This window comes from Streptomyces sp. NPDC048111, assembly GCF_043202815.1.
GTDB lineage: Bacteria > Actinomycetota > Actinomycetes > Streptomycetales > Streptomycetaceae > Streptomyces.
In genome coordinates, this window is the sequence record NZ_JBIDBD010000025.1 from 73541 (window position 1) to 95654 (window position 22114).

Here is a 22114-nt window from a genome sequence, read left to right on the forward strand (position 1 = left end):
ATGAGCGGAATTCTCGAGGGCAAGCGCATCCTGATCACCGGTGTGCTGATGGAGTCCTCCATCGCCTTCCACGCCGCGAAGCTGGCGCAGGAGCAGGGGGCCGAGGTCATCCTGACCGCCTTCCCGCGTCCGACCCTGACCGAGCGCATCGCCAAGAAGCTCCCCAGGCCCGCCAAGGTCATCGAGCTCGACGTCACCAACCAGGAGCACCTGGACCGGGTCGCCGGACTGGTCAAGGACGAACTCGGCGGGCTGGACGGCATCGTCCACTCGATCGGCTTCGCCCCGCAGGACGCGCTCGGCGGCAACTTCCTCAACACGCCGTTCGAGTCGGTCGCCACCGCCATGCACGTCTCGGCGTTCTCGCTGAAGTCGCTCACCATGGCGCTGCGCGAGCTGCTCACCCCGGGCAGCGCCGTCGTCGGCCTCACCTTCGACGCGCAGTTCGCCTGGCCGCAGTACGACTGGATGGGCCCGGCCAAGGCCGCGCTCGAGGCCACCTCGCGCTACATGGCCCGGGACCTCGGCAAGGACGACATCCGCTGCAACCTGATCTCGGCGGGCCCGATCGGCTCCATGGCCGCCAAGTCCATCCCGGGCTTCTCCGAGCTCGCGGACGTGTGGAACCACCGCTCCCCGATGGAGTGGAACATGGCCGACCCCGAGCCGGCCGGCAAGGGCGTCGTCGCCCTGCTCTCGGACTGGTTCCCGAAGACCACGGGCGAGATCATCCACGTCGACGGCGGTCTGCACGCCGTGGGTGCCTGACCTTCGGCAGGACGTACGGACAGCACGAACAGCGGCCGCCCGCCGGAGCCTTCCGGTGGGCGGCCGCCGTGCGTGCGGCGCGACTTGCCCGCAGACTGATCGGGACGGACATGTCGGACGGTCGGCCGGGGAGGAGGTGGGGGCGTGCGCCTCACGCGTCCGCGGGCCCCACGGGTACGGGTCCCGCGCCCCCTGGCCCTGCTTCTCCTCGTGCTCACCGTCGCGGCCGGCCTCGGCGCCCCCTCCGTGGTGCGCGCCGCCCCCGCCCCCGACGCGCCGCCCCCGGCCGCGCGCCCCGAGCCGTTCGGCGCCGCCTGCCGCACCTACGTCCAGGGCTCGCGCGTCACCGCGTACTGCCACAACCCCTACCCGGACGCCGACCGGGTGCGGCTGCACACCGACTGCGCGATGTGGTGGGACCTGGACGCGGACGCGCTGCCGGTGGAGGTGGGGCCCGGGCAGACCGTACGGCTCACCGACCGGTGCTGGCAGGACGTGCGCACGGTGTGGGTCAGCCACCAGAAGGCGGTGTGAGCCCGCCCCCGGGCCGGGGCCCGCTCAGGCGCGGCCCTCAAGGCGCTCCGGCAGGCAGATGAAGGCGTGGGCCGCGGCCTCGGCGGCGGCGGTCTGCGCGTCGCCGGTCCTGATCGCGTCGACCATCCGGCCGTGGTCCATGTGGTGTTCGGGCGTCATGTCGAGCGCCACGTCGTCGCGCAGCCAGTCCCGCAGCAGATGGCCGAGGTCGGCGTACAGCTCGGTGAGGACGTCGTTGTGCGAGGCGGCGACCACGGCGAGGTGGAGCGTGGCGTCCGCCGAGATGAATGCCTCGCGGTCACCGGCCGCCCACGCCTCCTCGCGCCGCGCGAGCAGGACGTCCAGCTGCTTCAGCTCGCGCTCGGTACGCCGCTCGGCGGCGAGCCTGGCCGCCGAGGACTCCAGGGTGGAGCGCAGCTCGGCCACATGGCGCGGGTCCGCGGCGGCGAACCTGCGCTGCATCACCCCGGCCAGCTCGCTGGTCGCCACCACATAGGTGCCCGAGCCCTGGCGGATGTCGAGCAGGCCGTTGTGCGCGAGGGCGCGGACCGCCTCGCGCACGGTGTTGCGCGCCACCCCGAGCTGCTCGACCAGCTCGGGCTCGGTCGGGATGCGCGTGCCCACCGGCCATTCGCCCGAGGTGATCTGATTGCGCAGCTGCGCGATCACCTGATCGGCGAGGGCGGACCGCCGGGGAGTGCTCAGCGTCATGGTGCTCCAGTCCGGAAGGGGGTCGGGTGAGGGTCGGGAGGCCGCGACGGGAGGCGCCGGGCCGTGAAGAGCGTAGGCAATCGATTGGACAACCAATCATCCCATGATTCTATGATGGCACCATGCCCAACGAAGAGACCACCACACTGAGCCCCGCGCCCGCCGACACGACCGGGCCCCGACAGACCCCCGCGGCCCCAGTTGCCCCGGGCGGGGTGCCCGCGTGGACGCGCTGGCTCGTACCGCTCGCGCTGGTGCTCGCCGCCGTCAACCTGCGCCCCGCCATCACCAGCCTCGGCTCGCTGATGAAGGAGGTCACCGGCGGACTGCACATGAGCGGCGGCATCGCGGGCGTCCTCACCTCGGTGCCGGCGTTCTGCTTCGCCGTGTTCGGCATCATGGCGCCCCGCCTGGCCCGCCGCTTCGGCCCCGGCGCCGTCGTCCTCGCCGGCATGGCCGCCATCACCGCGGGCCTGCTCCTGCGCCCCTTCGCGGGCGGCACCGTCTCCTTCCTCGCGGCCAGCGCCCTCGCCCTGATGGGCATAGCCCTGAGCAACGTGCTGATGCCCGTCATCGTCAAGCGCTACTTCCCCGACCGGGTCGGCTCCATGACCGGCCTCTACTCGATGGCGCTCGCCGCGGGCACCTCGCTCGCCGCGGTCACCACCGTGCCGCTCACCGACGCGCTCGGCGGCAGCTGGCGCCAGGGCCTCGGCATCTGGGCGCTGCTCGCGGTCCTCGCCGTGGCCGTCTGGATCCCGCTGGCGCGCGACCGCTCGGGCAGCGCCCGGCCGGCCGTCGCCGCCGCCGACGAGACGGCGCCCGCCCTGCGCATCACCCGCAGCGGCACCGCCTGGGCGCTGGCCTGCTTCTTCGGACTCCAGGCCACCGGCGCGTACATCACCATGGGCTGGATGCCGACGATCTTCCGCGACGCGGGCGTCTCGGCCGGCACCGCGGGGCTGCTGCTGTCGATCACCATGGTCATGGGCGTACCGCTCGGCTTCGTGATCCCGTGGCTGGTCAACCGGCTGCGCAGCCAGGGCCCCATCGTCGTGGTGCTCGGCGCCTGCGGCCTGGCCGGGTACGCCGGTCTCTACCTCGCCCCCGCCTCCGGCGCCTGGGCCTGGGCGCTGCTGCTCGGCATCTCCAACTGCGCCTTCCCGCTGGCCCTGACGATGATCAGCAAGCGCTCCCGCACCCACGCGGGCGTGGTGCGCCTGTCGGCCTTCGCCCAGTGCGTCGGCTATCTGCTCTCCATCCCCGGCCCGCTCCTGGTCGGCGTGCTGCACGACCGCAGCGGCGGCTGGGACCTGCCCATCGCGCTGATGGCGGCCCTCATGGTGCCGCAGATCGTCGTGGGCGTCCTGGCCGGACGCGACCGCACGATCGAGGACGAGGCCGGGGCCCGGCGCTGACGGCCGGACCGGGATGCGACACTGGCCGCATGCCAGTGCTCGAACCCAACCCGCAGAACAGCCACAAGAAGCTCCTGCTCGTGCTCGGCGCGATGCTCGCCGTCACGGTCGTCGTCGCCGTCATCGCGACGCTCGCCTCGCCCTGACCGCCATGGTGGTGCTAGCCCCCCCATCCCCTAGGGGGCCAGGGTCAGGGTCGAGTGGGTGGGTCACCGGATGGGACGGGGCCCGCCGCGTCACTACGTTGTGAGGTACCGCCAAGGACGCCCGGTCCGGCGCGGAACAAGAACCCACGACGCACACGGAGGCGGTCATGCCGGCCCACACCCACCCGAGGTCCCCCCAACCGGCCGCCGGTGGCGTCGACTTCAAGCTGCCGTGGTGGGCCGTCCTGCTGCCGGCCGTCGCCTTCTTCGTGCTCCTGGCCCTCGTCATCGGCTCCGGTGACGCCCACGCCGTCTCCGGCGACGGCACCGTCTCCCACCTCGTCGAGCGCCTCCAGCAGAGCCTCTCGCGCTGACCGCGCGCGCCGCGTGCGGCCCGGCCCCCACGCCCCCGGACGAGCCCTCCAACACCCTGCGCCCGATGGCGCGATCCATGCGAAGCTGGGTCGTATGAGCGTCGACACACCGCACAGGATCGTCCTTCTGAGGCACGCGAAAGCCGACTGGCCCCAGGTGTCCGACCACGACCGGCCGCTCGCCGAACGCGGCCGGGCCGAAGCCCCCGAGGCCGGCCGCCGGCTCGCCGCATCCGGCTTCGACCTGGGCCTGGCCCTGTGCTCCAGCGCCGTACGCACCCGCGAGACCTGGAAGCTCGCCGTCCAGGAACTGCCGCACCGGCCGCGGACGGTGTACGAGGAGCGGATGTACGAGGCCTCGCTCGGCGAGCTGATCGCGCTCGTCAACGAGACGCCCGACGACGTCGCGGACCTGCTGCTCATCGGCCACAACCCCGGCATGCACGCGATGGCCGACGCGCTCGCCGGCGGCGCCGAGGGCGACGCCCTGGCGCGGATGAACCGCAGCGGCTTCCCGACCTGCGCGATCGCCGTGCTCACCTTCGACGGCCCGTGGAAGTCCGTGGAACACGGCGCCGCCACCCTCACCGACTTCTGGACCCCGCACCACTGACCGCGCCCGGCCCCTCCACGGCACACGGCGGGGCCCCGGCGCGACGAGCGCGCCGGGGCCCCGATCGCACAGGGGACGCGGATCAGTCGAGCAGGCCGTCGGCCGCCTCGACCTCCTCGCGGGTGATGCCGAGCAGATACAGGACGGTGTCGAGGAACGGCACGTTCACCGCCGTGTGCGCGGCCTCGCGCACCACCGGCTTGGCGTTGAAGGCCACCCCGAGGCCCGCCGCGTTCAGCATGTCGAGGTCGTTGGCGCCGTCGCCGATCGCCACGGTCTGCGCCAGCGGCACCCCCGCCTCCTCGGCGAACCGGCGCAGCAGCCGCGCCTTGCCGGCCCGGTCGACGATGTCCCCCGTGACCCGGCCGGTGAGCCGCCCGTCCTCGATCTCCAGGGTGTTGGCCGAGGCGAAGTCGAGCCCGAGCCGCTCCTTGAGGTCATCGGTGACCTGGGTGAACCCGCCCGATACGACGCCCACTTGATAGCCGAGCGCCTTGAGCGTACGGATGAGGGTGCGGGCCCCCGGAGTGAGCCGCACCTCGGCCCGCACCTTGTCCACCACCGAGGCGTCCAGGCCCCGCAGCAGCGCCACCCGGGCGTGCAGGGACTGCTCGAAGTCCAGCTCGCCGCGCATCGCGCGGGCCGTCACCTCGGCGACCTCGTCCTCGCAGCCGGCGTGCGCGGCGAAGAGCTCGATCACCTCGTCCTGGATCAGCGTGGAGTCCACGTCCATCACGACGAGGCGCTGGGCCCGCCGGTGCAGCCCCGCCGAGACGACGGCCACGTCCACCCCGCGCGCCTTGGCCTCGACGGCCAGGGCGGTGCGCAGCGGCGCGGTCTCGACACCGGACACCGCGAACTCCACGGCGGTCACCGGGTACTTGGCGAGCCGGAAGATACGGTCGATGTTGCCGCCGGTGCCGGCGATACGGGCCGCTATGGCCGCCGTGGCCTCGGCGGTCAGCGGGTGTCCGAGGACGGTGACGTGCGAACGGCCGCTCCCGCGCGGCCTGTTGTCACCGGTGCCCGAGATGATCTCGGCCTCCAGCCGGAGCGACTCGGCCCAGCTGTGCACGGTGGCGCGCAGCTCGCCCTGCGAGGCCACGGTGGGTTCGGTGACCAGCGCGCACAGCACGAGGCGGCCACGCGAGACGACCTGTTCGATGTCCACGACATCGACGGAGTAGGCGGCGAGGGTGTCGAAGAGCCCGGCGGTGATGCCGGGCCGGTCCTTGCCGAAGATCTTGACGAGGAGGGTCGGTACGTCAGAGCTCTGACCGGCGTCGGAGTTCTGGCCGGCGGGGGGCAGGGGCGATGGCGTCATGGTGCTCCCACCGTATCCGCCCGGCGCCGCCCCCCGGCACGCCGTCCCGCCCTGCGGACACGCCCGCGGCGCCCCCCGCCGGGTACGTCGGGCTGCTCGGCGGCGGCCCCGGGATACGGGTCGACTCGCCCCTTTTCGAGTATCTGGGCCTTTTTGAACCAACACCCCGCATTAGTGGGCAGGCGTCATGATCCATGCGTATTCGCGGGTGCTCATTACGCTCAAGGAGTGTTTGACCCCCCTCAACGGGCGGTCTCCGAGGGCCTGTTGCAGGAACGGGACCGTACTGTGCACGGACTGTGCAGCCAATTCGCCAGGCCCGGGTTTCGGATACGAGCCCGGGCCTGAAATAGTTCCCCACGATGTTCACCATCCCTAGACTCCCTGTGTCGGGAGTCACAGGCCTCCGGTGCGGAGGTCTTTTCGGGGGACGACAAGTGGGGCTGGAGTGCCGGAACTCGTACTGGAATTGAATGGCAGCACCTGGACGCTCGATCCGTCCAGGTCGTACACCCTCGGCCGGAACCCGCAGGGTGACCTGGTGGTCGACGACGCCAGAGTGTCGTGGCGGCACGCCACGATCAGCTGGAGCGGCCGCAGTTGGGTCATCGAGGACCACGGTTCGACCAACGGCACCTATGTCCAGGGCCAGCGGATCCATCAGATGGACATCGGGCCCGGCTCCGCGGTCCACCTCGGCAACGCGACCGACGGTCCGCGGCTGAATCTGTCCGGTGCCGCGGCCGCCGCCTACGCGCAGCCCGCGGCCCAGCAGGCCCAGGCCCCTGTCCACCCTCAACCGCAGCAGGCCCCGCCCCAGCAGGGCGGCTGGGCCCAGCCGCCGCAGCAGGCGCAGGTCCCGCAGCAGCAGTGGCAGCAGGCGCAGCAGCCCCAGCCGCCGCAGTTCCCGCAGCAGGGCGGTCCCGCCGGGAGCCCGCCCGCCTACGGCGACCGCAGCCCGACCACGTTCCACCAGGTCGCCCTCGGCCGCGTCATGCGCATCGGCCGTGCGCTCGAGAACGAGCTGGTCGTCTCCGACCTCCAGGTCTCGCGCCACCACGCCGAGTTCCACGCGACGCCCGACGGCCGGATGGAGATCCGCGACCTCGGCTCGCACAACGGCACCTACGTCAACGGCCAGCCGATCGCCAAGAGCGGCAGCGTCCTGCTCGGCCCGCAGGACATCGTCGGCGTCGGCCACTCGACGTTCCGCATCGTCGGCGACCGGCTCGAAGAGTTCGTCGACACCGGTGACGTCTCCTTCTCCGCCCGCCACCTCACCGTCACGGTGGACGGCGGCAAGGACATCCTGAAGGACGTCTCCTTCGGCGTCCCCGAGAAGTCCCTCATCGCGGTCATCGGCCCCTCCGGTTCCGGAAAGTCCACCCTGCTCAAGGCGCTCACCGGCTACCGGCCCGCCAACAAGGGCGACGTCCTCTACGACAACCGGAACCTGTACAAGCAGTTCGCCGAACTGCGCCAGCGCATCGGTCTGGTCCCGCAGGACGACATCCTGCACAAGGAGCTGACCGTCAAGAAGGCGCTGAAGTACGCGGCCAAGCTGCGCTTCCCCGCCGACACCACCGAGAACGAGCGCCAGCAGCGCATCGACGAGGTGCTGCGCGAGCTCAAGCTGGACATCCACAAGGAGAAGAAGGTCACCTCCCTCTCCGGTGGCCAGCGCAAGCGCGTCTCGGTGGCCCTGGAACTCCTCACCAAGCCGTCGCTGATCTTCCTCGACGAGCCCACCTCCGGTCTGGACCCGGGCATGGACCGCGACGTCATGCAGCTGCTGCGCGGCCTCGCCGACGACGGTCGCACCGTCCTGGTCGTCACCCACTCGGTGGCCGAGCTGGCCATCTGCGACAAGCTCCTCGTGATGGCGCCCGGCGGCTCGGTGGCCTACTTCGGCCCGCCCGAGGAGGCCCTGAACTTCTTCGGCTACAGCACCTGGGCCGACGTCTTCTCCGCCTTCGAGAGCTACCGCGACTACGACTGGGCGGGCCGCTGGAAGGGCTCGCAGCACTACCAGATGTACGCCGCGGACATCGACGCCGTCGCCCCGCAGTCGGTGCAGATGCCGCCCGCCCAGGCGATGAAGCCGCCGAAGCCCCAGGGCTGGGCCTCCCAGCTGTGGACGCTGATGCGCCGCTACGTCTCCGTCATCGCCTCCGACAAGGGCTTCCTCGCCCTGTCCGTGGCCCTGCCGGCCGTGATCGGCTCGGTCAGCGTGGTCATCCCGGCGAAGTTCGGACTCGGGCCGCCGACCCCGCCGTCCCGGTTCAACGGCGACGCCGGAACGATCATGTTGATCCTCGCGGTCGGCATGTGCTTCTCCGGCGCCGCCAACTCCGTACGAGAACTGATCAAGGAACGGGTCATCTACGAACGGGAACGGGCCACCGGCCTGTCCCGCTCGGCCTACCTGATGTCCAAGATCCTGGTGCTCGGCGTGATCACCGCCTTCCAGGGCGTGATCCTGTGCCTGATCGGCTTCTCGACCCGCAAGCTGCCCGCCGAGGGCCTGGTGATGCCGCCCGCGGTCGAGATGTGCCTGGTCGTGATCGCGCTCGGCTTCACCTCGATGATGTTCGGCCTGATCATCTCCTCGCTGGTGAAGACCTCCGAGAAGACCATGCCGCTCCTGGTCATGTTCGCCATCGTCCAGGTCGTCTTCACCGGCATCCTGTTCAAGGTCTACGACTCGCCCGGCCTGGAGCAGTTCGCCTGGCTGATGCCCTCGCGCTGGGCCATCGCGGGCGCCGGCACCACGCTCGACCTCTCGCACCTGATGGGGCCGATGGATCAGAGCGACCCGACCAACCTCGACCCGCTGTGGAAGCACGACGCCGCCCAGTGGTTCATCGACATCTCGGTGCTGCTGTTCATCGGTGTCGTCCTCGGCTTCTTCGTGGCACGGCTGCTGCGCCGCCACGAGCCCGAGGTCATGCGCAAGTGAGCGTCGTGCACGAGTGAGCGCCGTGCGCGGGTGACCGCGCACACGCGACGCCGAAGGGCGGCACCCCGCACGGGGTGCCGCCCTTCGGCGTCGCTTCGGTGGTACGTCCCACCCGTCAGTAGGCGCTGTTGACGTTGTCCATCGAGCCGTACTTGTCGGCCGCGTAGTTGGCGGCGGCCGTGATGTTGGCGACCGGGTCGTAGATGTTCCACGACGTGCCGGCCACGTGGTAGGCGTTGAACGTCGGCTGGATGACCTGGAGCAGACCCTTGGACGGAATGCCGTTGATGGCGTTGATGTCCCAGCCGTTGATGGCCATCGGGTTGCCGGTCGACTCGCGCATGATGTTGCGGTGCAGGCCCTCGTAGCTGCCGGGGATGCCCTTGCTCTTCATGATGTCGAGGGACTGGCGGATCCAGCCGTCGAGGTTGTTGGCGTAGACCGGCTTGCGGGCGGCGGAGCGGCTCGCGGCGGCGGCCGCGTCACGCTTCTTCGCCTCGGCCTCGGCCTTCGCCTTGGCGTCCGCGGCGGCCTTCGCCTTGGCGGCGACCTGGGCCTGCTTGTCCGCGGTCACCCGCTGCTTGGAGACGTTCTCCGAGACCGTCTTGGTGCTGGCGACGGTCGCCGAGAAGGCGGCCGGCTCGGCGGCCACGGCGTCGCCCGACGTGCCCGTGCCGGGAAGAACCGTGAGGGCGAGCGCGGCGGCGCCGAGTGCGGCGACACCGGCAATCGAGATCTTGTGCGTCTGGTTCAGACGACTGTGACCAGGGTTGCTGGACTCGGGCATGGCGGTTGGACCTCTTCCGAATGACGGGGGACGGCGCACCGAAGCGCCGCGGCGTGGAGCCGCAGCGCTGTGCGACGGGAGCCATTGTTAGCGGCCGCAAAATCTCGTGGCAAAGGTGCTACATACGAAGCCGGGTAGTGGATCAGGGATCGGCAAAGCGCGCCTCATACCCACTCCGGACCGGCTCACACCGCCTTTATTTGTCCACTAGCCGGCTTCGTAAGTGATGTGCGTCCTATGCGCGGGCTCACATCGGGCGGGTAACAGTCTCACCAAACGTTGCTGGAGCAATGCACACGGTGAGGGTTCTCCTCCGGAAGGATGAGGTGCACGTCGCCGAACTCGTGCCACAGGTAGAGCCGGCTCAGCGCCTGGTCGTAGGCGACGGCCAGCGCCGCGCGGCCCGCGATCGCCTCCAGCATCAGCAGATGGGAGGCCTCCGGCTCGTGCAGCCCGGTGAGCAGCCCGTCCACCACCCGCACCCCGCGCCGCGGCGTCACCACCAGATCCGTGAAGCCCGCAGCCGCGCGCACCACCCCGTCCGCACCCGCCGCCGACTCCAGGGCGCGCACCGCCGTCGTCCCCACCGCCACGATCCGCCCGCCCCCCGCCCGCGCCGCGTTCACCAGCCGCGCCGTCGCCCCCGCCACCTCGAACCGCTCCGGATACGGCGGCTCGTGCGCCTCCGCCGACGCCACCCCCGTATGCAGCGTCACCGGCGCGAACCCCACGCCCCGCCGCACCAGCTCCGCCACCAGGCCCGCCGTGAACGGCCGCGCCGCGCTCGGCATCTCCGCCGAGCCGAGACCGCCGGCGTCCGGCAGCGCGAACACCGTCTGGTACGCGGACAGCGGCTGGTCCCGCTCGGTGTAGGAGTACCGGATCGGCCGCCCGTACCGGCGCATCAGCTCCGGCACCGCGACCCCCTCCGTCCGCGCCCACCACAACCGGTCCGGACTCAGCGCCTCGTCGAGGACCAGCCGCCCGCCCCCGGGCAGCGCCACCACCGCCCCCGCCCGGTCCCCGCGGCGGCGCTCGGTGCTGCCCGACGCGGCAGGCGCCCGCAGCTCCCCCGCCCAGCGCCCGTCCGGACCCGGCGTCGAGAAGTGCACCACCACCGGGCGCCCCGCCACGAAGGCGTCCACCGCCGCGGCGAGCGTCGCCGAGGTGTTGACCACCAGGACGTCACCGGCGCGCAGCTGCCCGGCCAGCTCACCGAACGCGTGATGGGTCACCGCCGTCCCCCGCGACACCATCAGCCGCACATCGTCACGGCCCCGCCCGCGCACCTCCGCCGGCACCGAGGCGAACAGCTCCGGCGGCACCCGCACCACGATCGGCGCCGTCACCGCCCCGGCCTCCCCGCACCGTCCGCGGGGGCCGCCGCCGCCAGGCCGTCCGGCCCGGCCGCCCCGCCGAGACCGCCCCACACCACACCCCCGCCGGGCCCGCGCGCGAGCGAGGGGGCTTCGTAGCGCCCGCTCGCCGGCCGCTCCTCCAGGAGCCGCAGGAAGCCCGGCACCACCGACGCGGGCTCCGGCCGGTCCGCCCCGTCGTCCTGCGGCACCGCCGCCGCGTACAGATCGGTCCGCAGGTCGCCCGGATCCACCGCCCACACCCGAAGCCCCGGCTCCTCCACGGCCAGCACCGCCGCCAGCTGGTCCAGCGCCGCCTTCGAGGCCCCGTACCCGCCCCACGTCCCGTACGCCTCGACCGCGGCGTCCGACGTGACCGCCACCACCGCCCCCACGGGCGAGCCCCGCAGCAGACCCAGCGCCTCCTGCACCAGACCGAGCGCCGCCACCACATTGGTCTCCAGCGCCACCCTCAGCCCCGCGAGCCCCAGCTCCTCCAGGCGCACCAGCGGCTCGGCGCCGAGCGCGGAGGCGTTGTGCACCAGCAGATCCAGCGAACCGAGCTCCCGCGCCGCCGCCACCAGCTCCGCCCGGTGCCCCGCGTCCGTGACGTCCCCCGCCAGCGCCACGACCCGGGTCCCGTACCCGTCGAGCGAGCGCGCCGCCTCCTGAAGGACGGACGCGGTCCTGGCGTCCAGGACGAGATCCCAGCCCCGCCGCGCCAGCGCCCCGGCCAGCGCCCGGCCCAGCCCCTTCGAAGCCCCCGTGATGATCGCAACCGGCATGACGTCCAACCCCTCTGCCCACCGGGCGGCCCCGGGACCGCCCGTCGATGCGTTCACAGTGACGCCCCGCACCCGGCCCCCGCCTCGGACGCCGGACCCACTCCCGGGGCACTTCGACCTAGGCCCTGCGCCGCAGGCGATCGCCGTCCACAGGCCGAGGCCGCCCGTCACCCCCCGCCGGTACGGTGACCCCATGAGCCGACCCGCCGACCCCGCCTCCGCAGGTCAGACCCCGTCACCGAGCGCGGGCCTGGCCGCCGTGAGCACCGCCCTGCTCGCCATGAGCCGGCACCTGGAGGTCGGCGACGTCCTCAAGACGATCACCGCGTCCGCGCGCGAACTCCTCGACGCCGAATACGCGGCGCTCGGCGTCCCCGACGACCACGGCGGCTTCGCCCAGTTCGTCGTCGACGGCGTCAGCGACGAGCAGTGGCGCGCGATCGGCCCGCTGCCCCGCCAGCACGGCATCCTCGCCGCGATGCTCCACGAAGAGCGCGCCGAGCGCCTCGCCGACGTCCGCAAGGACCCCCGCTTCGAGGGCTGGCCCGCCGCCCACCCCGACATGTCCGACTTCCTCGGCATGCCGATCCGTGACGGCGACGAGACGCTCGGCGCGCTCTTCCTCGCCAACAAACGCTGCCCCAAGCCCGACGGCGGCTGCGGCTTCACCGCCCACGACGAGGAACTCCTGCGCCTGCTCGCCCAGCACGCCGCGATCGCCCTCACCAACGCCCGCCTGTACGAACGCAGCCGCGAACTGACCATCGCCGAGGAACGCTCGCGCCTGGCCCACGAGCTGCACGACGCGGTCAGCCAGAAACTCTTCTCGCTGCGCCTCACCGCCCAGGCCGCGGCCGCCCTCGTCGACCGCGACCCGGCCCGTGCCAAGGGCGAGCTCCAGCAGGTCGCCTCGCTGGCCGCCGAGGCCGCCGACGAACTGCGCGCCGCCGTCGTGGAGTTGAGGCCTGCCGCCCTGGAGGAGGACGGCCTCGTGCACACCCTGCGCACCCAGATCCAGGTCCTCGACCGGGCCCACGCGGCCCGCGTCACCTTCGACAACCAGGGCGTACGGGCCCTGCCGCCCGCCCAGGAGGAGGCCCTGCTGCGCGTCGCCCAGGAAGCCCTGCACAACGCACTGCGCCACTCCGGCGCGGCCCGGGTCGACGTCGTCCTCGAACGCACCGGCCACGGCGCGCGCCTGCGGATCAGCGACGACGGCCGCGGCTTCGAGCCGAGCCTGGTCCGCCGCGCCGGCCGCCACCTCGGCCTGGTCTCGATGCGCCACCGGGCCGGCGGCGTCGGCGGCAGGCTCACCGTGCACTCGGCACCCGGGAAGGGCGCCACGATCGAGATGGAGGTCCCCGGTGGCTGACAAGGTGATCAGGGTCCTGCTCGTGGACGACCACCAGGTGGTGCGGCGCGGGCTGCGCACGTTCCTCGAAGTACAGGACGACATAGAGGTGGTGGGGGAGGCCTCCGACGGCGCCGAAGGCGTCGCCCGCGCCCAGGAACTCGTCCCGGACGTGGTCCTCATGGACGTGAAGATGCCCGGCATGGACGGCATCGAGGCCCTGCGCAGACTCCGCGAGCTCGCCCACCCGGCGCGGGTCCTGGTCGTCACCAGCTTCACCGAGCAGCGCACCGTGGTCCCCGCGCTGCGGGCCGGCGCCGCCGGATACGTCTACAAGGACATCGACCCGGACGCGCTGGCCGGAGCCATCCGCTCGGTGCACGCCGGACACGTCCTGCTCCAGCCCGAGGTCGCGGGCGCGCTGCTCAGCCAGGACGAGGGCCACGCCGGCACCGGGCGCGGCTCCACGCTCACCGAACGGGAGAAGGAGGTCCTCGCCCTCATCGCCGACGGCCGCTCCAACCGCGAGATCGCCCGCCACCTCGTCCTGTCGGAGAAGACCGTGAAGACCCACGTGTCGAACATCCTGATGAAGCTCGACCTCGCCGACCGCACCCAGGCCGCGCTGTGGGCCGTACGGCACGGCGTGGCGGACCCGGGGTGACCGGCGAAAACGGCCCCGCGCCGGGCGGTCGCCGCCGAGCCGTCACGGCCGGTACGAGATTCATACCGTCGGGTGTATGTCACTCACATGGCGCATCCCCGCGGGCGGGCCGGCGTTCTCCATGGCATGCCGCGGCGGACGTCGCGGCGACGATCAGGAGGACGCACACCATGAAGCTCAACAAGGCCCTCACCGTGACCGTGCTCGTCGGCGGCGCCCTCGCCGCCGCGACCGGCGCCGCCTCCGCCCACGGCGGGGCCGACGCCGACGGCATCGCCCACAACTCCCCGGGCGCCGTCTCCGGCAACCTGGTACAGGTCCCGGTCCACGTCCCGGTGAACGCCACGGGCAACACGGTCAACGTGATCGGCCTCCTGAACCCCGCCTTCGCCAACACTTCCACCAACCACTGACACCCCCACCTCACCCCCCACGGCTCTAGGGGCGCGAGGAACTGCGCGAGCAACCACGCACAACGCGAGCCCGAAAGACGGTTCTAGGGGCGCGGGGAACTGCGCAACCACCCCGCCCCGGCGCAAGCCCAAAACCCCGGCCCGGGGCCACCCCGCAAGCCCCCGGGCCGGGCGCAAGGCCAACCCCCGAGCCGAGCCCACCCCGCAACCCCGCCCGGCGCGAAGCCGAGGGGCCCCGGGGCGCAGGCACCCCGGAGTCAGCCGAGCTCGCGCTGCTCCACGAACGCGTTGTACGCGGCAACCCGAGCCCGCCGCCCCACCCGCTCCACAGGCCGCAACGCCTCCCGGCGAGCCGAGATCTCCGAGGCGCTCACCGCACCCCCGTGCCCGCTCTCGTACGCCAGCGACACCAGCAGCCCCACCCGCCGGGCCAGCTCGAGGACCCGTACCGCGCGCGGCGGATACCCCGGGGCCAGCACCTCCTCGTCGGGCCCCTCGGCCCGCGCCCGGTACGCGTCGATCGCGGCCGACGCCGCCGGACCGGAGCCCGCCACGTCGAGCCGGGTCAGCGTGGCCGTCGCCTCCCGCAGCGCCTCCGCGAGTTCGCGCTCCGCCTCGCCGAGGGAGGGCACGTCCGCCGGCGGCGCCTCACGCACCGCCAGGCAGTGCCAGACCACCTCGGTGTGCACGTCCCCCGCGGGCCCGGCCTCGTACACCTCGGGGACCAGCCCGTACGGCGCCCCGAACCCGACGACGGCCTCCTCGGCCTCCAGCGCCCGCACATTGAACTCCGCCGGCCCGCTGAGCCCCAGCGGATGCCCGGCCGCCGGGAGCGCCACCCGCCAGCCGGTCACCCCGAGCGCGCGCAGCCGCCCGAGCGCCAGCGTCAGCCCCACCGGACCGGACTCGCCGGGCAGCCCCCGCACCCGGTGCACCGCATCGTCCCCGACGATGGCGAGCGCCGCGTCGTCCGGCGAGACATTTCCGGCCAACAGGGCATTTCCCCAAGCGGCCAGCCGACCTGAACGTGGTTCCGAGAACATGGCCCCAAGCCTAGAGAAACCGGACGACCGGACCTAGAGGCGGGATCGCTTCCCCGGTGGCGTAGGTTTTCCCTGGGGACCGCGCCCACCGGCGCGCGCACCCCCGCACTCGCGAACTCAAGACGATGGCATGGGGAGACAACGCGCTCATGAGCGATGTACTGGAGCTGGTGGACGTATCCGTGGTCCGCGACGGACGCGCTCTGGTGGACGACGTCTCCTGGTCGGTCAAGGAAGGTGAGCGCTGGGTCATCCTCGGCCCCAACGGCGCCGGCAAGACCACCCTCCTCAACATCGCCTCCAGCTACCTCTTCCCCAGCACCGGCACCGCCAGGATCCTCGGCGAGCAGCTCGGCCGGGTGGACGTCTTCGAGCTGCGCCCGCGCATCGGCATGGCCGGCGTCGCCATGGCCGACAAGCTCCCCAAGCGCCAGACCGTCCTGCAGACCGTGCTCACCGCCGCCTACGGCATGACCGCCACCTGGCAGGAGGAGTACGACGCCGTCGACGAGGACCGCGCCCGCGCCTTCCTCGACCGCCTCGGCATGACGGACTTCCTGGACCGCAAGTTCGGCACCCTCTCCGAGGGAGAGCGCAAGCGCACCCTCATCGCGCGCGCCATGATGACCGACCCCGAGCTCCTCCTCCTCGACGAGCCCGCCGCAGGCCTCGACCTCGGCGGCCGCGAGGACCTGGTGCGCCGCCTCGGCCGCCTGGCCCGCGACCCGTACGCCCCCTCGATGGTCATGGTCACCCACCACGTCGAGGAGATCGCCCCCGGCTTCACCCACGTCCTCATGATCCGCCAGGGCAAGGTCCTCGCCGCGGGCCCCATGGAGACCGAGCTCACCTCCCGCAACCTCTCCCTCTGCTTCGGCCTCCCGCTGCTCGTCGAGCACCGCGGCGACCGCTACACCGCGACGGGCCTCCCGCTCGGCTGACCATCGTGCGCCGCCGGGTGATCGTGCACCGTCCGGGAACCGTGCACTGTCCGGGAACCGTGCACCGCCGGGGAATCGTGCACTGTCGGTGAGGGGACACCCGGACCTACCATGACCACGTGGACATCGAGGCATGGGTCTGGTGGCTGATCGCCGCGGCGGCGCTGGGCATCCCCCTGGTGCTGACCGTCATGCCCGAATTCGGCATGATGGCCGTCGGCGCGGTCGCCGCCGCGATCGGCGCGGCCCTCGGCCTGGGCACCGTCTCCCAGGTGCTGCTCTTCGTGGCCGTGTCGGTCGCCCTCATCGCCGTCGTCCGCCCCATCGCGGCGCGCCACCGCACCCAGCGGCCCCAACTGGCCACCGGCACCGAGGCCCTGAAAGGCCGTCAGGCCCTCGTCCTCGAACGCGTCGACGCCGAGGGCGGCCGGATCAAACTGGCGGGCGAGGTCTGGTCGGCCCGCTCCCTCGCCCCCGACGGCGTCTTCGAGCCCGGCCGGCAGGTCGACGTCGTCGAGATCGACGGAGCCACTGCCATCGTCATGTGAACCATGCCAGGATCATCAAGTCCGGTAACCGCCAACGTTTCCAGGGCCATCCGAGAGCAAGAAGGGCACGGGGGTAAGCGATGCAACCGATCATCATCGTCCTGATCATTCTGGTGGTGCTGGTCTTCATCGCCCTGATCAAGACCATCCAGGTGATCCCGCAGGCCAGCGCCGCCATCGTCGAACGCTTCGGCCGCTACACGCGGACCCTGAACGCCGGCCTCAACATCGTGGTCCCGTTCATCGACTCCATCCGCAACCGCATCGACCTCCGCGAACAGGTCGTCCCCTTCCCGCCCCAGCCGGTGATCACCCAGGACAACCTGGTCGTCAACATCGACACCGTCATCTACTACCAGGTGACCGACGCCCGGGCCGCCACCTACGAAGTCGCCAGCTACATCCAGGCGATCGAGCAGCTCACCGTCACCACGCTCCGCAACATCATCGGCGGCATGGACCTGGAGCGGACCCTCACCTCACGCGAGGAGATCAACGCGGCCCTGCGCGGCGTCCTCGACGAAGCCACCGGCAAGTGGGGCATCCGCGTCAACCGCGTCGAACTCAAGGCGATCGAACCGCCCACCTCCATCCAGGACTCGATGGAGAAGCAGATGCGCGCCGACCGTGACAAGCGCGCCGCCATCCTTCAGGCCGAAGGTGTACGGCAGTCCGAGATCCTGCGCGCCGAGGGCGAGAAGCAGTCCGCGATCCTGCGCGCAGAAGGCGAGGCCAAGGCCGCCGCGCTGCGCGCCGAGGGCGAGGCCCAGGCCATCCGTACGGTCTTCGAGTCCATCCACGCCGGCGACCCCGACCAGAAGCTGCTCTCCTACCAGTACCTCCAGATGCTCCCCAAGATCGCCGAAGGCGACGCCAACAAGCTCTGGATCGTGCCCAGCGAGATCGGCGACGCCCTCAAGGGCCTCTCCGGCGCCTTCGGCAACCTCGGCGGCGGCATGCCCGGTTTCAACACCGGCAACCAGGGCAGCGGCCAAGGCAACAGCCCCGCCGAGCGCCGCGAGACCCCCTCGGTCGACTGACGACCCGACCGCGACCGGCGGCGGGCGGCCCCCAACCCCCGCCGCACCGGGGCGAGTTGACTGCCCCGTACACCCTTCATGCATGATCAGTGCGGCCCCTCGACCTCCATGGCGGGGAGGCGACTCACTGAACGTGTAAGGAGATGGCCTTGTCCATCTGGGAAGCACTCGCGGTCCTCGCCGCCGGCATCGGCGCGGGCACCATCAACACCATCGTCGGATCAGGCACGCTCCTCACCTTCCCCGTGCTCCTGGCGACCGGCCTGCCACCCATCACCGCGAACGTCTCCAACGCCCTCGGCCTGGTCCCCGGCTCCATCAGCGGAGCCATCGGCTACCGCCACGAACTGCGCGGCCAGACCCGCCGCGTGCTCCGCCTGGCCGGCGCCGCCCTCCTCGGCGGCCTCGCCGGGGCCGTGCTGCTGCTCGCCCTGCCGTCCTCGTCCTTCGACGCCATCGTGCCCGTCCTGGTCGGCATCGCCCTCGTCCTCGTCCTCCTCCAGCCGCGCCTCGCCGCCCACATCAAGCGCCGCCGCGAGGCCCGCGGCACCGAGGTCCACCCCGAGGGCGGCCCCGTCCTGCTGGCCGGACTCTTCCTGGCCAGCATGTACGGCGGATACTTCGGCGCCGCCCAGGGCGTCCTCTACCTGTCCCTGATGGGCCTGCTCCTGCACGACAGCCTCCAGCGCATCAACGCCGTCAAGAACATCCTCGGCGCCGTCGTCAACGGCATCGCCGCCGTCTTCTTCCTCTTCGTCGCCGAGTTCAACTGGACCGCCGTCCTGCTCATCGCGGTCGGCTCGACCATAGGAGGCCAGATCGGCGCCAAGGTCGGCCGCCGCCTGAAGCCCGCCGTCCTGCGCGGCGTCATCATCGCCGTCGGCGTCGTCGCGATCCTCCAACTCACCCTGAAATAACGCCCGTACGCACACGAAGAAGCCCGCCTTCACCCGAAGGCGGGCTCCGCACCTGACCGGCTCACCTGCGCCAGGACCGGCCGCACAAACCCTCAATCACCAGCCGGTACGGACCGGACCGCACGAGCCGGCACGGACCGGACCGCACGAGCCGGCACGGACCGGACCCCACGAGCCGGTACGAACCGGACCCCCACGGCAGGGACCGCACGGACACCCCACCGGCAGGGTCCGCACCGACCTCAGGCCGCCGGCACGGCCCCCGTGGCCAGCCACTCCGGCAGCTCCGAACGGTCCCCGGCCGCCATCGCGAGCAGCATCGCATCGGCCGGCGACGGCACGAACGGCTGGCGCAGCAACGGCATCCCCGCCTCCTGCGGCGTCCGGTCGGCCTTGCGGTGATTGTCCTCGGCACAGGACGCCACCGTGTTCAGCCACCCGTCCCGCCCGCCCTGCGCCCGCGGCACCACATGGTCCACCGTCGTCGCCCGCCGCCCGCAGTAGGCGCACCGGTGCTGGTCCCTGATCAGCACACCCCGTCTCGACCACGGAGCCTGTCTTCGGAACGGCACCCGTACGTAACGGCACAGCCGGATCACCCGCGGCACCGGTATGTCCACGGCCGCCGCACGCATCCGCAGATCCGGGTGCGACTGCTCCACCACCGCCTTGTCCTGGAGCACCAGCACCACGGCACGGTTGAGCGTCACCGTCGAGAGCGGCTCGAAGCTCGCGTTCAAAACCAGCGTGTCCCTCATCCTGCCCACCTCCGTAGTGCCGGCCCACCGACGCGGGCTTGGATCAACTCTGGCCGGGCTCGCCACGATGGACAACGCAATATCCGCGGCCCCCCGAGCGGTGAACCCGGACCGACAACAGAAAAATGCCCTGCCCTGATCTCTCCAAGACCAGGGCAGGGCAAACGGAAAACGAACGGTCAGCTCTCCGCGGGCGCCGTGTACTCCGCGACCAGCTGCGCACGCCCGAGCGTGTGGAAGCGCAGGTTGAACCCGACCACGGCGGGCGAGGCCTCCGCGTCAGGACCCAGCTTCTCGCTGTCCACCGCGTACACGGTGAACACATACCGATGGGTCTCCCCGGCGGGCGGAGCCGCACCCCCGAAGTCCTTCGACCCGTAGTCGTTGCGCACCTGAACCGCCCCGGCCGGAAGCCCCTCGAACTTCCCGCTGCCGGCCCCCGCCACCAGCTCCGTCACCGACGCCGGGATGTCGAACACCGACCAGTGCCAGAACCCGCTGCCCGTCGGCGCGTCCGGATCGAAGCACGTCACCGCGAAGCTCTTCGTACCGGCCGGAAACCCCTCCCACCGCAACTGCGGCGACGTGTTCCCGGCCGCGTACACCTGAGCGTCCCCGAGCACGCCACCCTGCTCGACGTCCTCGCTCACCACCGTGAACGACGGCACCTCGGGGTGGAAGTCATGGGGAAGCGGCGGCCTCTTGAGCTCGCTCACGTCGGCACCTCCTGATTCGCCTTCAACTGCTACGACGTCACCTGCCGCGACGTCACCTGCTACGACTGGTGGAACCCGAGCCTAGGCGCTCCGGCCTCAGAACCAGTTCCGCCGCCCGCCGACCTCGGCCAGCCACTGATGGAGATACGCCGCCCAGTCCGTCCCCCGGAAGTCGTGCAGACCCACCTGGAACGAGCGGTACGAATCGCTGCCCTCGCTGAACAGACCCGGCTTCTTGTCCATCTCCAGGACGACGTCCATGGCCCGGTCGTCCGCGACGAACGTCAGCTCCACCTGGGTCAGACCCCGGTACTGCGACGGCGCGTAGAACTCGATCTCCTGGTAGAACGGCAGCCGCTGCCGCGTCCCGCGGATGTGCCCCTTCTCCATGTCCGCGCTCTTGAACCGGAACCCCAGACCGATGAACGCGTCGAGGATCGCCTGCTGCGCGGGCAGCGGATGCACGTGCACCTGGTCCAGATCGCCCGAATCGAGGGCCCGGGCGATCTCCAGCTCCGTCGTCACCCCGATGTGCATGCCCCGCAGCTGCTGCCCGTCGACCGTCGTGACCGGCGTCTCCCAGGGGATCTCCAGGCCGAACGGCACCACGTGCACCGCCCCCGCCTTCACCTCGAAGGCACCGCCGAGCCGCAGCTTCGTGAACTCGATGTCCTGCTTGTGCTCGTGCTCACCGCCCTCGACCTCGACGCGGGCCTGCAACCCCACCGAAAGCCCCTCGATCTGCTGATCGACCGAGCCGCCCTGGATCCGCACCTCGCCCTGGACGACCCCGCCGGGCACCACATTGGCCTCGCTGAGCTCCGTCTCCACCGAAGCCCCGCCGGCCCCCAAACTCGCCAGCAGCCGCTTGAACCCCATGCCTGTCCTTCCCCTATGACGTGTCGACCTCGACCCCTACGAACGCGCAACGACCGCATCCGGTTCCGCTCCGGGGTCCGTTACCCTCGGACGGCATGATCGCGGCCACCGAACGTACGCCACTGCCCAGGGACTTCTACGACCGACCCGTCCTGGAAGTCGCCCCGGACCTGCTGGGCCGCACGCTCGTACGCCTCACCGACGACGGCCCCCTCGAACTGCGCCTCACCGAGGTGGAGGCCTACGACGGCCCCAACGACCCCGGCTCGCACGCCTTCCGGGGCCGCACGCCCCGGAACGAGGTGATGTTCGGGCCGCCCGGACACGCGTACGTCTACTTCACCTACGGAATGTGGCACTGCCTCAACCTCGTGTGCGGCCCCGAGGGAGAGGCGAGCGGAGTCCTGCTGCGGGCCGGGGAGATCCGGGTCGGCGCCGAGCACGCCCGCAAACGTCGACTCTCGGCCCGCCATGACCGAGAACTGGCCAAAGGCCCGGCCCGCCTGGCCACCGCGCTCGACGTGGGCCGCCCCCTGAACGGCGTCGACGTCTGCGCGGGCCTCCAGGCACCGCTCTCCGTGCTCACCGGCACCCCGGCGCCGCCCGACCAGGTACGCAGCGGACCGCGCACCGGAGTGGGCGGCGACGGTGCCCCGCACCCGTGGCGGTTCTGGATCGCGGACGATCCGACCGTGAGCCCCTACCGCGCGCACCAGCCCCGTAAACGTCGAACTTGACTCGGCTTCGAGGGACGCCTAACGTAGCCCGAGCCGCTTGAGACGGGCCCTGCTGTTCAGCAACCCCAAGAGGCCACTCACTACCTACGATCGAACCCCAGCGGGGTTGAATTTCGGCATGCCGGAATTCGAACTCGAATGACTCGATTATGAATGGCCGGGGAAACCCGCTAACGTAGTGGACACGCCGAAAGGGAAACGCGAAAGCGAAGACCTCGAAGCGAACCTCATTCCGACGGGGAATCGGACACGAAAGAGTCTGATAGAGTCGGGAACACGAAATACCGAAGGGAAGCGCCCGGAGGAAAGCCCGAGAGGGTGAGTACAAAGGAA

24 protein-coding genes are annotated in these 22114 nt (G+C 71.5%); 15 read left to right on the forward strand and 9 right to left on the reverse strand.

Features of this window, described 5'->3' with window-relative positions; genetic code table 11:
- Together fabI and ACGF3I_RS28470 are read left to right on the forward strand one after the other, a co-directional pair.
- On the forward strand, positions 1-768 hold the full coding sequence (gene fabI / locus ACGF3I_RS28465) for an enoyl-ACP reductase FabI (RefSeq protein WP_393136880.1): 768 nt from the start codon (positions 1-3) through the stop codon (positions 766-768).
- Positions 769-912: 144 nt separating this feature from the next.
- On the forward strand, positions 913-1302 hold the full coding sequence (locus ACGF3I_RS28470; protein WP_393136882.1) for a hypothetical protein: 390 nt from the start codon (positions 913-915) through the stop codon (positions 1300-1302).
- Positions 1303-1326: 24 nt separating this feature from the next.
- On the opposite strand, the gene ACGF3I_RS28475 is transcribed toward ACGF3I_RS28470, so the two are convergent.
- Positions 1327-2013 carry a FadR/GntR family transcriptional regulator gene (locus tag ACGF3I_RS28475; RefSeq protein ID WP_393136884.1) on the reverse strand — a complete coding sequence of 229 codons (687 nt, stop codon included), beginning with the start codon at positions 2011-2013 and terminating at the stop codon, positions 1327-1329.
- Positions 2014-2135: 122 nt separating this feature from the next.
- Here ACGF3I_RS28475 and ACGF3I_RS28480 point away from each other — a divergent pair, with 122 nt between their 5' ends.
- The 4 genes from ACGF3I_RS28480 to ACGF3I_RS28495 all read left to right on the forward strand — a co-directional run bounded on the left by ACGF3I_RS28480 (position 2136) and on the right by ACGF3I_RS28495 (position 4564).
- Complete coding sequence (locus tag ACGF3I_RS28480; RefSeq protein ID WP_393136886.1) at positions 2136-3431, forward strand: CynX/NimT family MFS transporter; 1296 nt, start codon at positions 2136-2138, stop codon at positions 3429-3431.
- A gap of 29 nt (positions 3432-3460) precedes the next feature.
- Entirely contained in the window at positions 3461-3577 is a 117-nt protein-coding gene (locus ACGF3I_RS28485; protein ID WP_261711291.1) for an SGM_5486 family transporter-associated protein, read from the forward strand.
- A 167-nt stretch (positions 3578-3744) separates the two neighbouring features.
- Positions 3745-3951 (forward strand): hypothetical protein, encoded by a 207-nt coding sequence (locus ACGF3I_RS28490; protein ID WP_393136888.1) that lies wholly within the window; start codon positions 3745-3747, stop codon positions 3949-3951.
- Between the two features lie 94 nt (positions 3952-4045).
- Entirely contained in the window at positions 4046-4564 is a 519-nt protein-coding gene (locus tag ACGF3I_RS28495) for a SixA phosphatase family protein (protein ID WP_393136890.1), read from the forward strand.
- Positions 4565-4646: 82 nt separating this feature from the next.
- Here the strand turns inward: ACGF3I_RS28495 and serB are convergent, their stop codons facing one another.
- Positions 4647-5888, reverse strand: coding sequence for a phosphoserine phosphatase SerB (gene serB, locus ACGF3I_RS28500; protein WP_393136892.1), 1242 nt, complete (start codon positions 5886-5888; stop codon positions 4647-4649).
- A 448-nt stretch (positions 5889-6336) separates the two neighbouring features.
- Here serB and ACGF3I_RS28505 point away from each other — a divergent pair, with 448 nt between their 5' ends.
- Positions 6337-8847: an FHA domain-containing protein gene (locus ACGF3I_RS28505; protein ID WP_393136894.1), complete on the forward strand. Its 2511-nt coding sequence runs from the start codon at positions 6337-6339 to the stop codon at positions 8845-8847.
- Positions 8848-8962: 115 nt separating this feature from the next.
- On the opposite strand, the gene ACGF3I_RS28510 is transcribed toward ACGF3I_RS28505, so the two are convergent.
- The 3 genes from ACGF3I_RS28510 to ACGF3I_RS28520 form a co-directional block, all read right to left on the reverse strand.
- Positions 8963-9634: a transglycosylase SLT domain-containing protein gene (locus ACGF3I_RS28510; RefSeq protein ID WP_393136897.1), complete on the reverse strand. Its 672-nt coding sequence runs from the start codon at positions 9632-9634 to the stop codon at positions 8963-8965.
- Between the two features lie 269 nt (positions 9635-9903).
- Positions 9904-10983: an S-adenosylmethionine:tRNA ribosyltransferase-isomerase gene (locus ACGF3I_RS28515; RefSeq protein WP_393136899.1), complete on the reverse strand. Its 1080-nt coding sequence runs from the start codon at positions 10981-10983 to the stop codon at positions 9904-9906.
- Positions 10980-11774: an SDR family NAD(P)-dependent oxidoreductase gene (locus ACGF3I_RS28520; protein WP_393136901.1), complete on the reverse strand. Its 795-nt coding sequence runs from the start codon at positions 11772-11774 to the stop codon at positions 10980-10982. The genes ACGF3I_RS28515 and ACGF3I_RS28520 overlap by 4 nt, the downstream gene beginning before the upstream one ends.
- A gap of 193 nt (positions 11775-11967) precedes the next feature.
- On the opposite strand from ACGF3I_RS28520, the gene ACGF3I_RS28525 reads away from it, so the two are divergent.
- From ACGF3I_RS28525 to ACGF3I_RS28535, 3 genes are all read left to right on the forward strand, one after another.
- Complete coding sequence (locus ACGF3I_RS28525) at positions 11968-13146, forward strand: GAF domain-containing sensor histidine kinase (protein ID WP_393136903.1); 1179 nt, start codon at positions 11968-11970, stop codon at positions 13144-13146.
- Positions 13139-13789, forward strand: coding sequence for a response regulator (locus tag ACGF3I_RS28530; protein WP_393136905.1), 651 nt, complete (start codon positions 13139-13141; stop codon positions 13787-13789). Before ACGF3I_RS28525 ends, ACGF3I_RS28530 begins: the two co-directional genes overlap by 8 nt.
- A 170-nt stretch (positions 13790-13959) precedes the next feature.
- Entirely contained in the window at positions 13960-14202 is a 243-nt protein-coding gene (locus ACGF3I_RS28535; RefSeq protein ID WP_393136907.1) for a chaplin, read from the forward strand.
- A 257-nt stretch (positions 14203-14459) separates the two neighbouring features.
- Here ACGF3I_RS28535 and ACGF3I_RS28540 read toward each other — a convergent pair whose 3' ends face one another.
- Positions 14460-15245 carry a hypothetical protein gene (locus ACGF3I_RS28540; RefSeq protein ID WP_393136909.1) on the reverse strand — a complete coding sequence of 262 codons (786 nt, stop codon included), beginning with the start codon at positions 15243-15245 and terminating at the stop codon, positions 14460-14462.
- Positions 15246-15394: 149 nt separating this feature from the next.
- On the opposite strand from ACGF3I_RS28540, the gene ACGF3I_RS28545 reads away from it, so the two are divergent.
- From ACGF3I_RS28545 to ACGF3I_RS28560, 4 genes are all read left to right on the forward strand, one after another.
- Positions 15395-16186, forward strand: coding sequence for an ABC transporter ATP-binding protein (locus ACGF3I_RS28545; protein WP_393136911.1), 792 nt, complete (start codon positions 15395-15397; stop codon positions 16184-16186).
- 119 nt (positions 16187-16305) lie between these two features.
- Positions 16306-16734: an NfeD family protein gene (locus ACGF3I_RS28550; RefSeq protein ID WP_393136913.1), complete on the forward strand. Its 429-nt coding sequence runs from the start codon at positions 16306-16308 to the stop codon at positions 16732-16734.
- An 80-nt stretch (positions 16735-16814) separates the two neighbouring features.
- On the forward strand, positions 16815-17774 hold the full coding sequence (locus ACGF3I_RS28555) for an SPFH domain-containing protein (RefSeq protein ID WP_393136915.1): 960 nt from the start codon (positions 16815-16817) through the stop codon (positions 17772-17774).
- Positions 17775-17917: 143 nt separating this feature from the next.
- Positions 17918-18691, forward strand: coding sequence for a sulfite exporter TauE/SafE family protein (locus ACGF3I_RS28560; protein ID WP_393136917.1), 774 nt, complete (start codon positions 17918-17920; stop codon positions 18689-18691).
- Positions 18692-18933: 242 nt separating this feature from the next.
- Here the strand turns inward: ACGF3I_RS28560 and ACGF3I_RS28565 are convergent, their stop codons facing one another.
- From ACGF3I_RS28565 to ACGF3I_RS28575, 3 genes are all read right to left on the reverse strand, one after another.
- Positions 18934-19449: an HNH endonuclease gene (locus tag ACGF3I_RS28565; protein ID WP_393136919.1), complete on the reverse strand. Its 516-nt coding sequence runs from the start codon at positions 19447-19449 to the stop codon at positions 18934-18936.
- A 179-nt stretch (positions 19450-19628) separates the two neighbouring features.
- Positions 19629-20165, reverse strand: a complete 537-nt coding sequence (locus tag ACGF3I_RS28570; RefSeq protein WP_393136921.1) for a YbhB/YbcL family Raf kinase inhibitor-like protein — start codon at positions 20163-20165, stop codon at positions 19629-19631.
- Between the two features lie 96 nt (positions 20166-20261).
- The gene (locus ACGF3I_RS28575; protein WP_393136923.1) at positions 20262-21044 is read right to left on the reverse strand and encodes a sporulation protein; all 783 of its coding nucleotides are present in this window, start codon (positions 21042-21044) and stop codon (positions 20262-20264) included.
- 95 nt (positions 21045-21139) lie between these two features.
- Here ACGF3I_RS28575 and ACGF3I_RS28580 point away from each other — a divergent pair, with 95 nt between their 5' ends.
- Complete coding sequence (locus ACGF3I_RS28580) at positions 21140-21781, forward strand: DNA-3-methyladenine glycosylase (protein WP_393136925.1); 642 nt, start codon at positions 21140-21142, stop codon at positions 21779-21781.
- Positions 21782-22114 lie beyond the last annotated feature (333 nt).

Coding starts and splice junctions, on each gene's coding strand:
- fabI (WP_393136880.1), top strand. CDS start 1: ATGAGCGGAATTCTCGAGGGCAAGCGCATCCTGATCACCGGTGTGCTG.
- ACGF3I_RS28475 (WP_393136884.1), bottom strand. CDS start 2,013: ATGACGCTGAGCACTCCCCGGCGGTCCGCCCTCGCCGATCAGGTGATC.
- ACGF3I_RS28480 (WP_393136886.1), top strand. CDS start 2,136: ATGCCCAACGAAGAGACCACCACACTGAGCCCCGCGCCCGCCGACACG.
- ACGF3I_RS28485 (WP_261711291.1), top strand. CDS start 3,461: ATGCCAGTGCTCGAACCCAACCCGCAGAACAGCCACAAGAAGCTCCTG.
- ACGF3I_RS28490 (WP_393136888.1), top strand. CDS start 3,745: ATGCCGGCCCACACCCACCCGAGGTCCCCCCAACCGGCCGCCGGTGGC.
- ACGF3I_RS28495 (WP_393136890.1), top strand. CDS start 4,046: ATGAGCGTCGACACACCGCACAGGATCGTCCTTCTGAGGCACGCGAAA.
- serB (WP_393136892.1), bottom strand. CDS start 5,888: ATGACGCCATCGCCCCTGCCCCCCGCCGGCCAGAACTCCGACGCCGGT.
- ACGF3I_RS28510 (WP_393136897.1), bottom strand. CDS start 9,634: ATGCCCGAGTCCAGCAACCCTGGTCACAGTCGTCTGAACCAGACGCAC.
- ACGF3I_RS28520 (WP_393136901.1), bottom strand. CDS start 11,774: ATGCCGGTTGCGATCATCACGGGGGCTTCGAAGGGGCTGGGCCGGGCG.
- ACGF3I_RS28525 (WP_393136903.1), top strand. CDS start 11,968: ATGAGCCGACCCGCCGACCCCGCCTCCGCAGGTCAGACCCCGTCACCG.
- ACGF3I_RS28535 (WP_393136907.1), top strand. CDS start 13,960: ATGAAGCTCAACAAGGCCCTCACCGTGACCGTGCTCGTCGGCGGCGCC.
- ACGF3I_RS28540 (WP_393136909.1), bottom strand. CDS start 15,245: ATGTTCTCGGAACCACGTTCAGGTCGGCTGGCCGCTTGGGGAAATGCC.
- ACGF3I_RS28545 (WP_393136911.1), top strand. CDS start 15,395: ATGAGCGATGTACTGGAGCTGGTGGACGTATCCGTGGTCCGCGACGGA.
- ACGF3I_RS28555 (WP_393136915.1), top strand. CDS start 16,815: ATGCAACCGATCATCATCGTCCTGATCATTCTGGTGGTGCTGGTCTTC.
- ACGF3I_RS28560 (WP_393136917.1), top strand. CDS start 17,918: ATGGCCTTGTCCATCTGGGAAGCACTCGCGGTCCTCGCCGCCGGCATC.
- ACGF3I_RS28565 (WP_393136919.1), bottom strand. CDS start 19,449: ATGAGGGACACGCTGGTTTTGAACGCGAGCTTCGAGCCGCTCTCGACG.
- ACGF3I_RS28575 (WP_393136923.1), bottom strand. CDS start 21,044: ATGGGGTTCAAGCGGCTGCTGGCGAGTTTGGGGGCCGGCGGGGCTTCG.
- ACGF3I_RS28580 (WP_393136925.1), top strand. CDS start 21,140: ATGATCGCGGCCACCGAACGTACGCCACTGCCCAGGGACTTCTACGAC.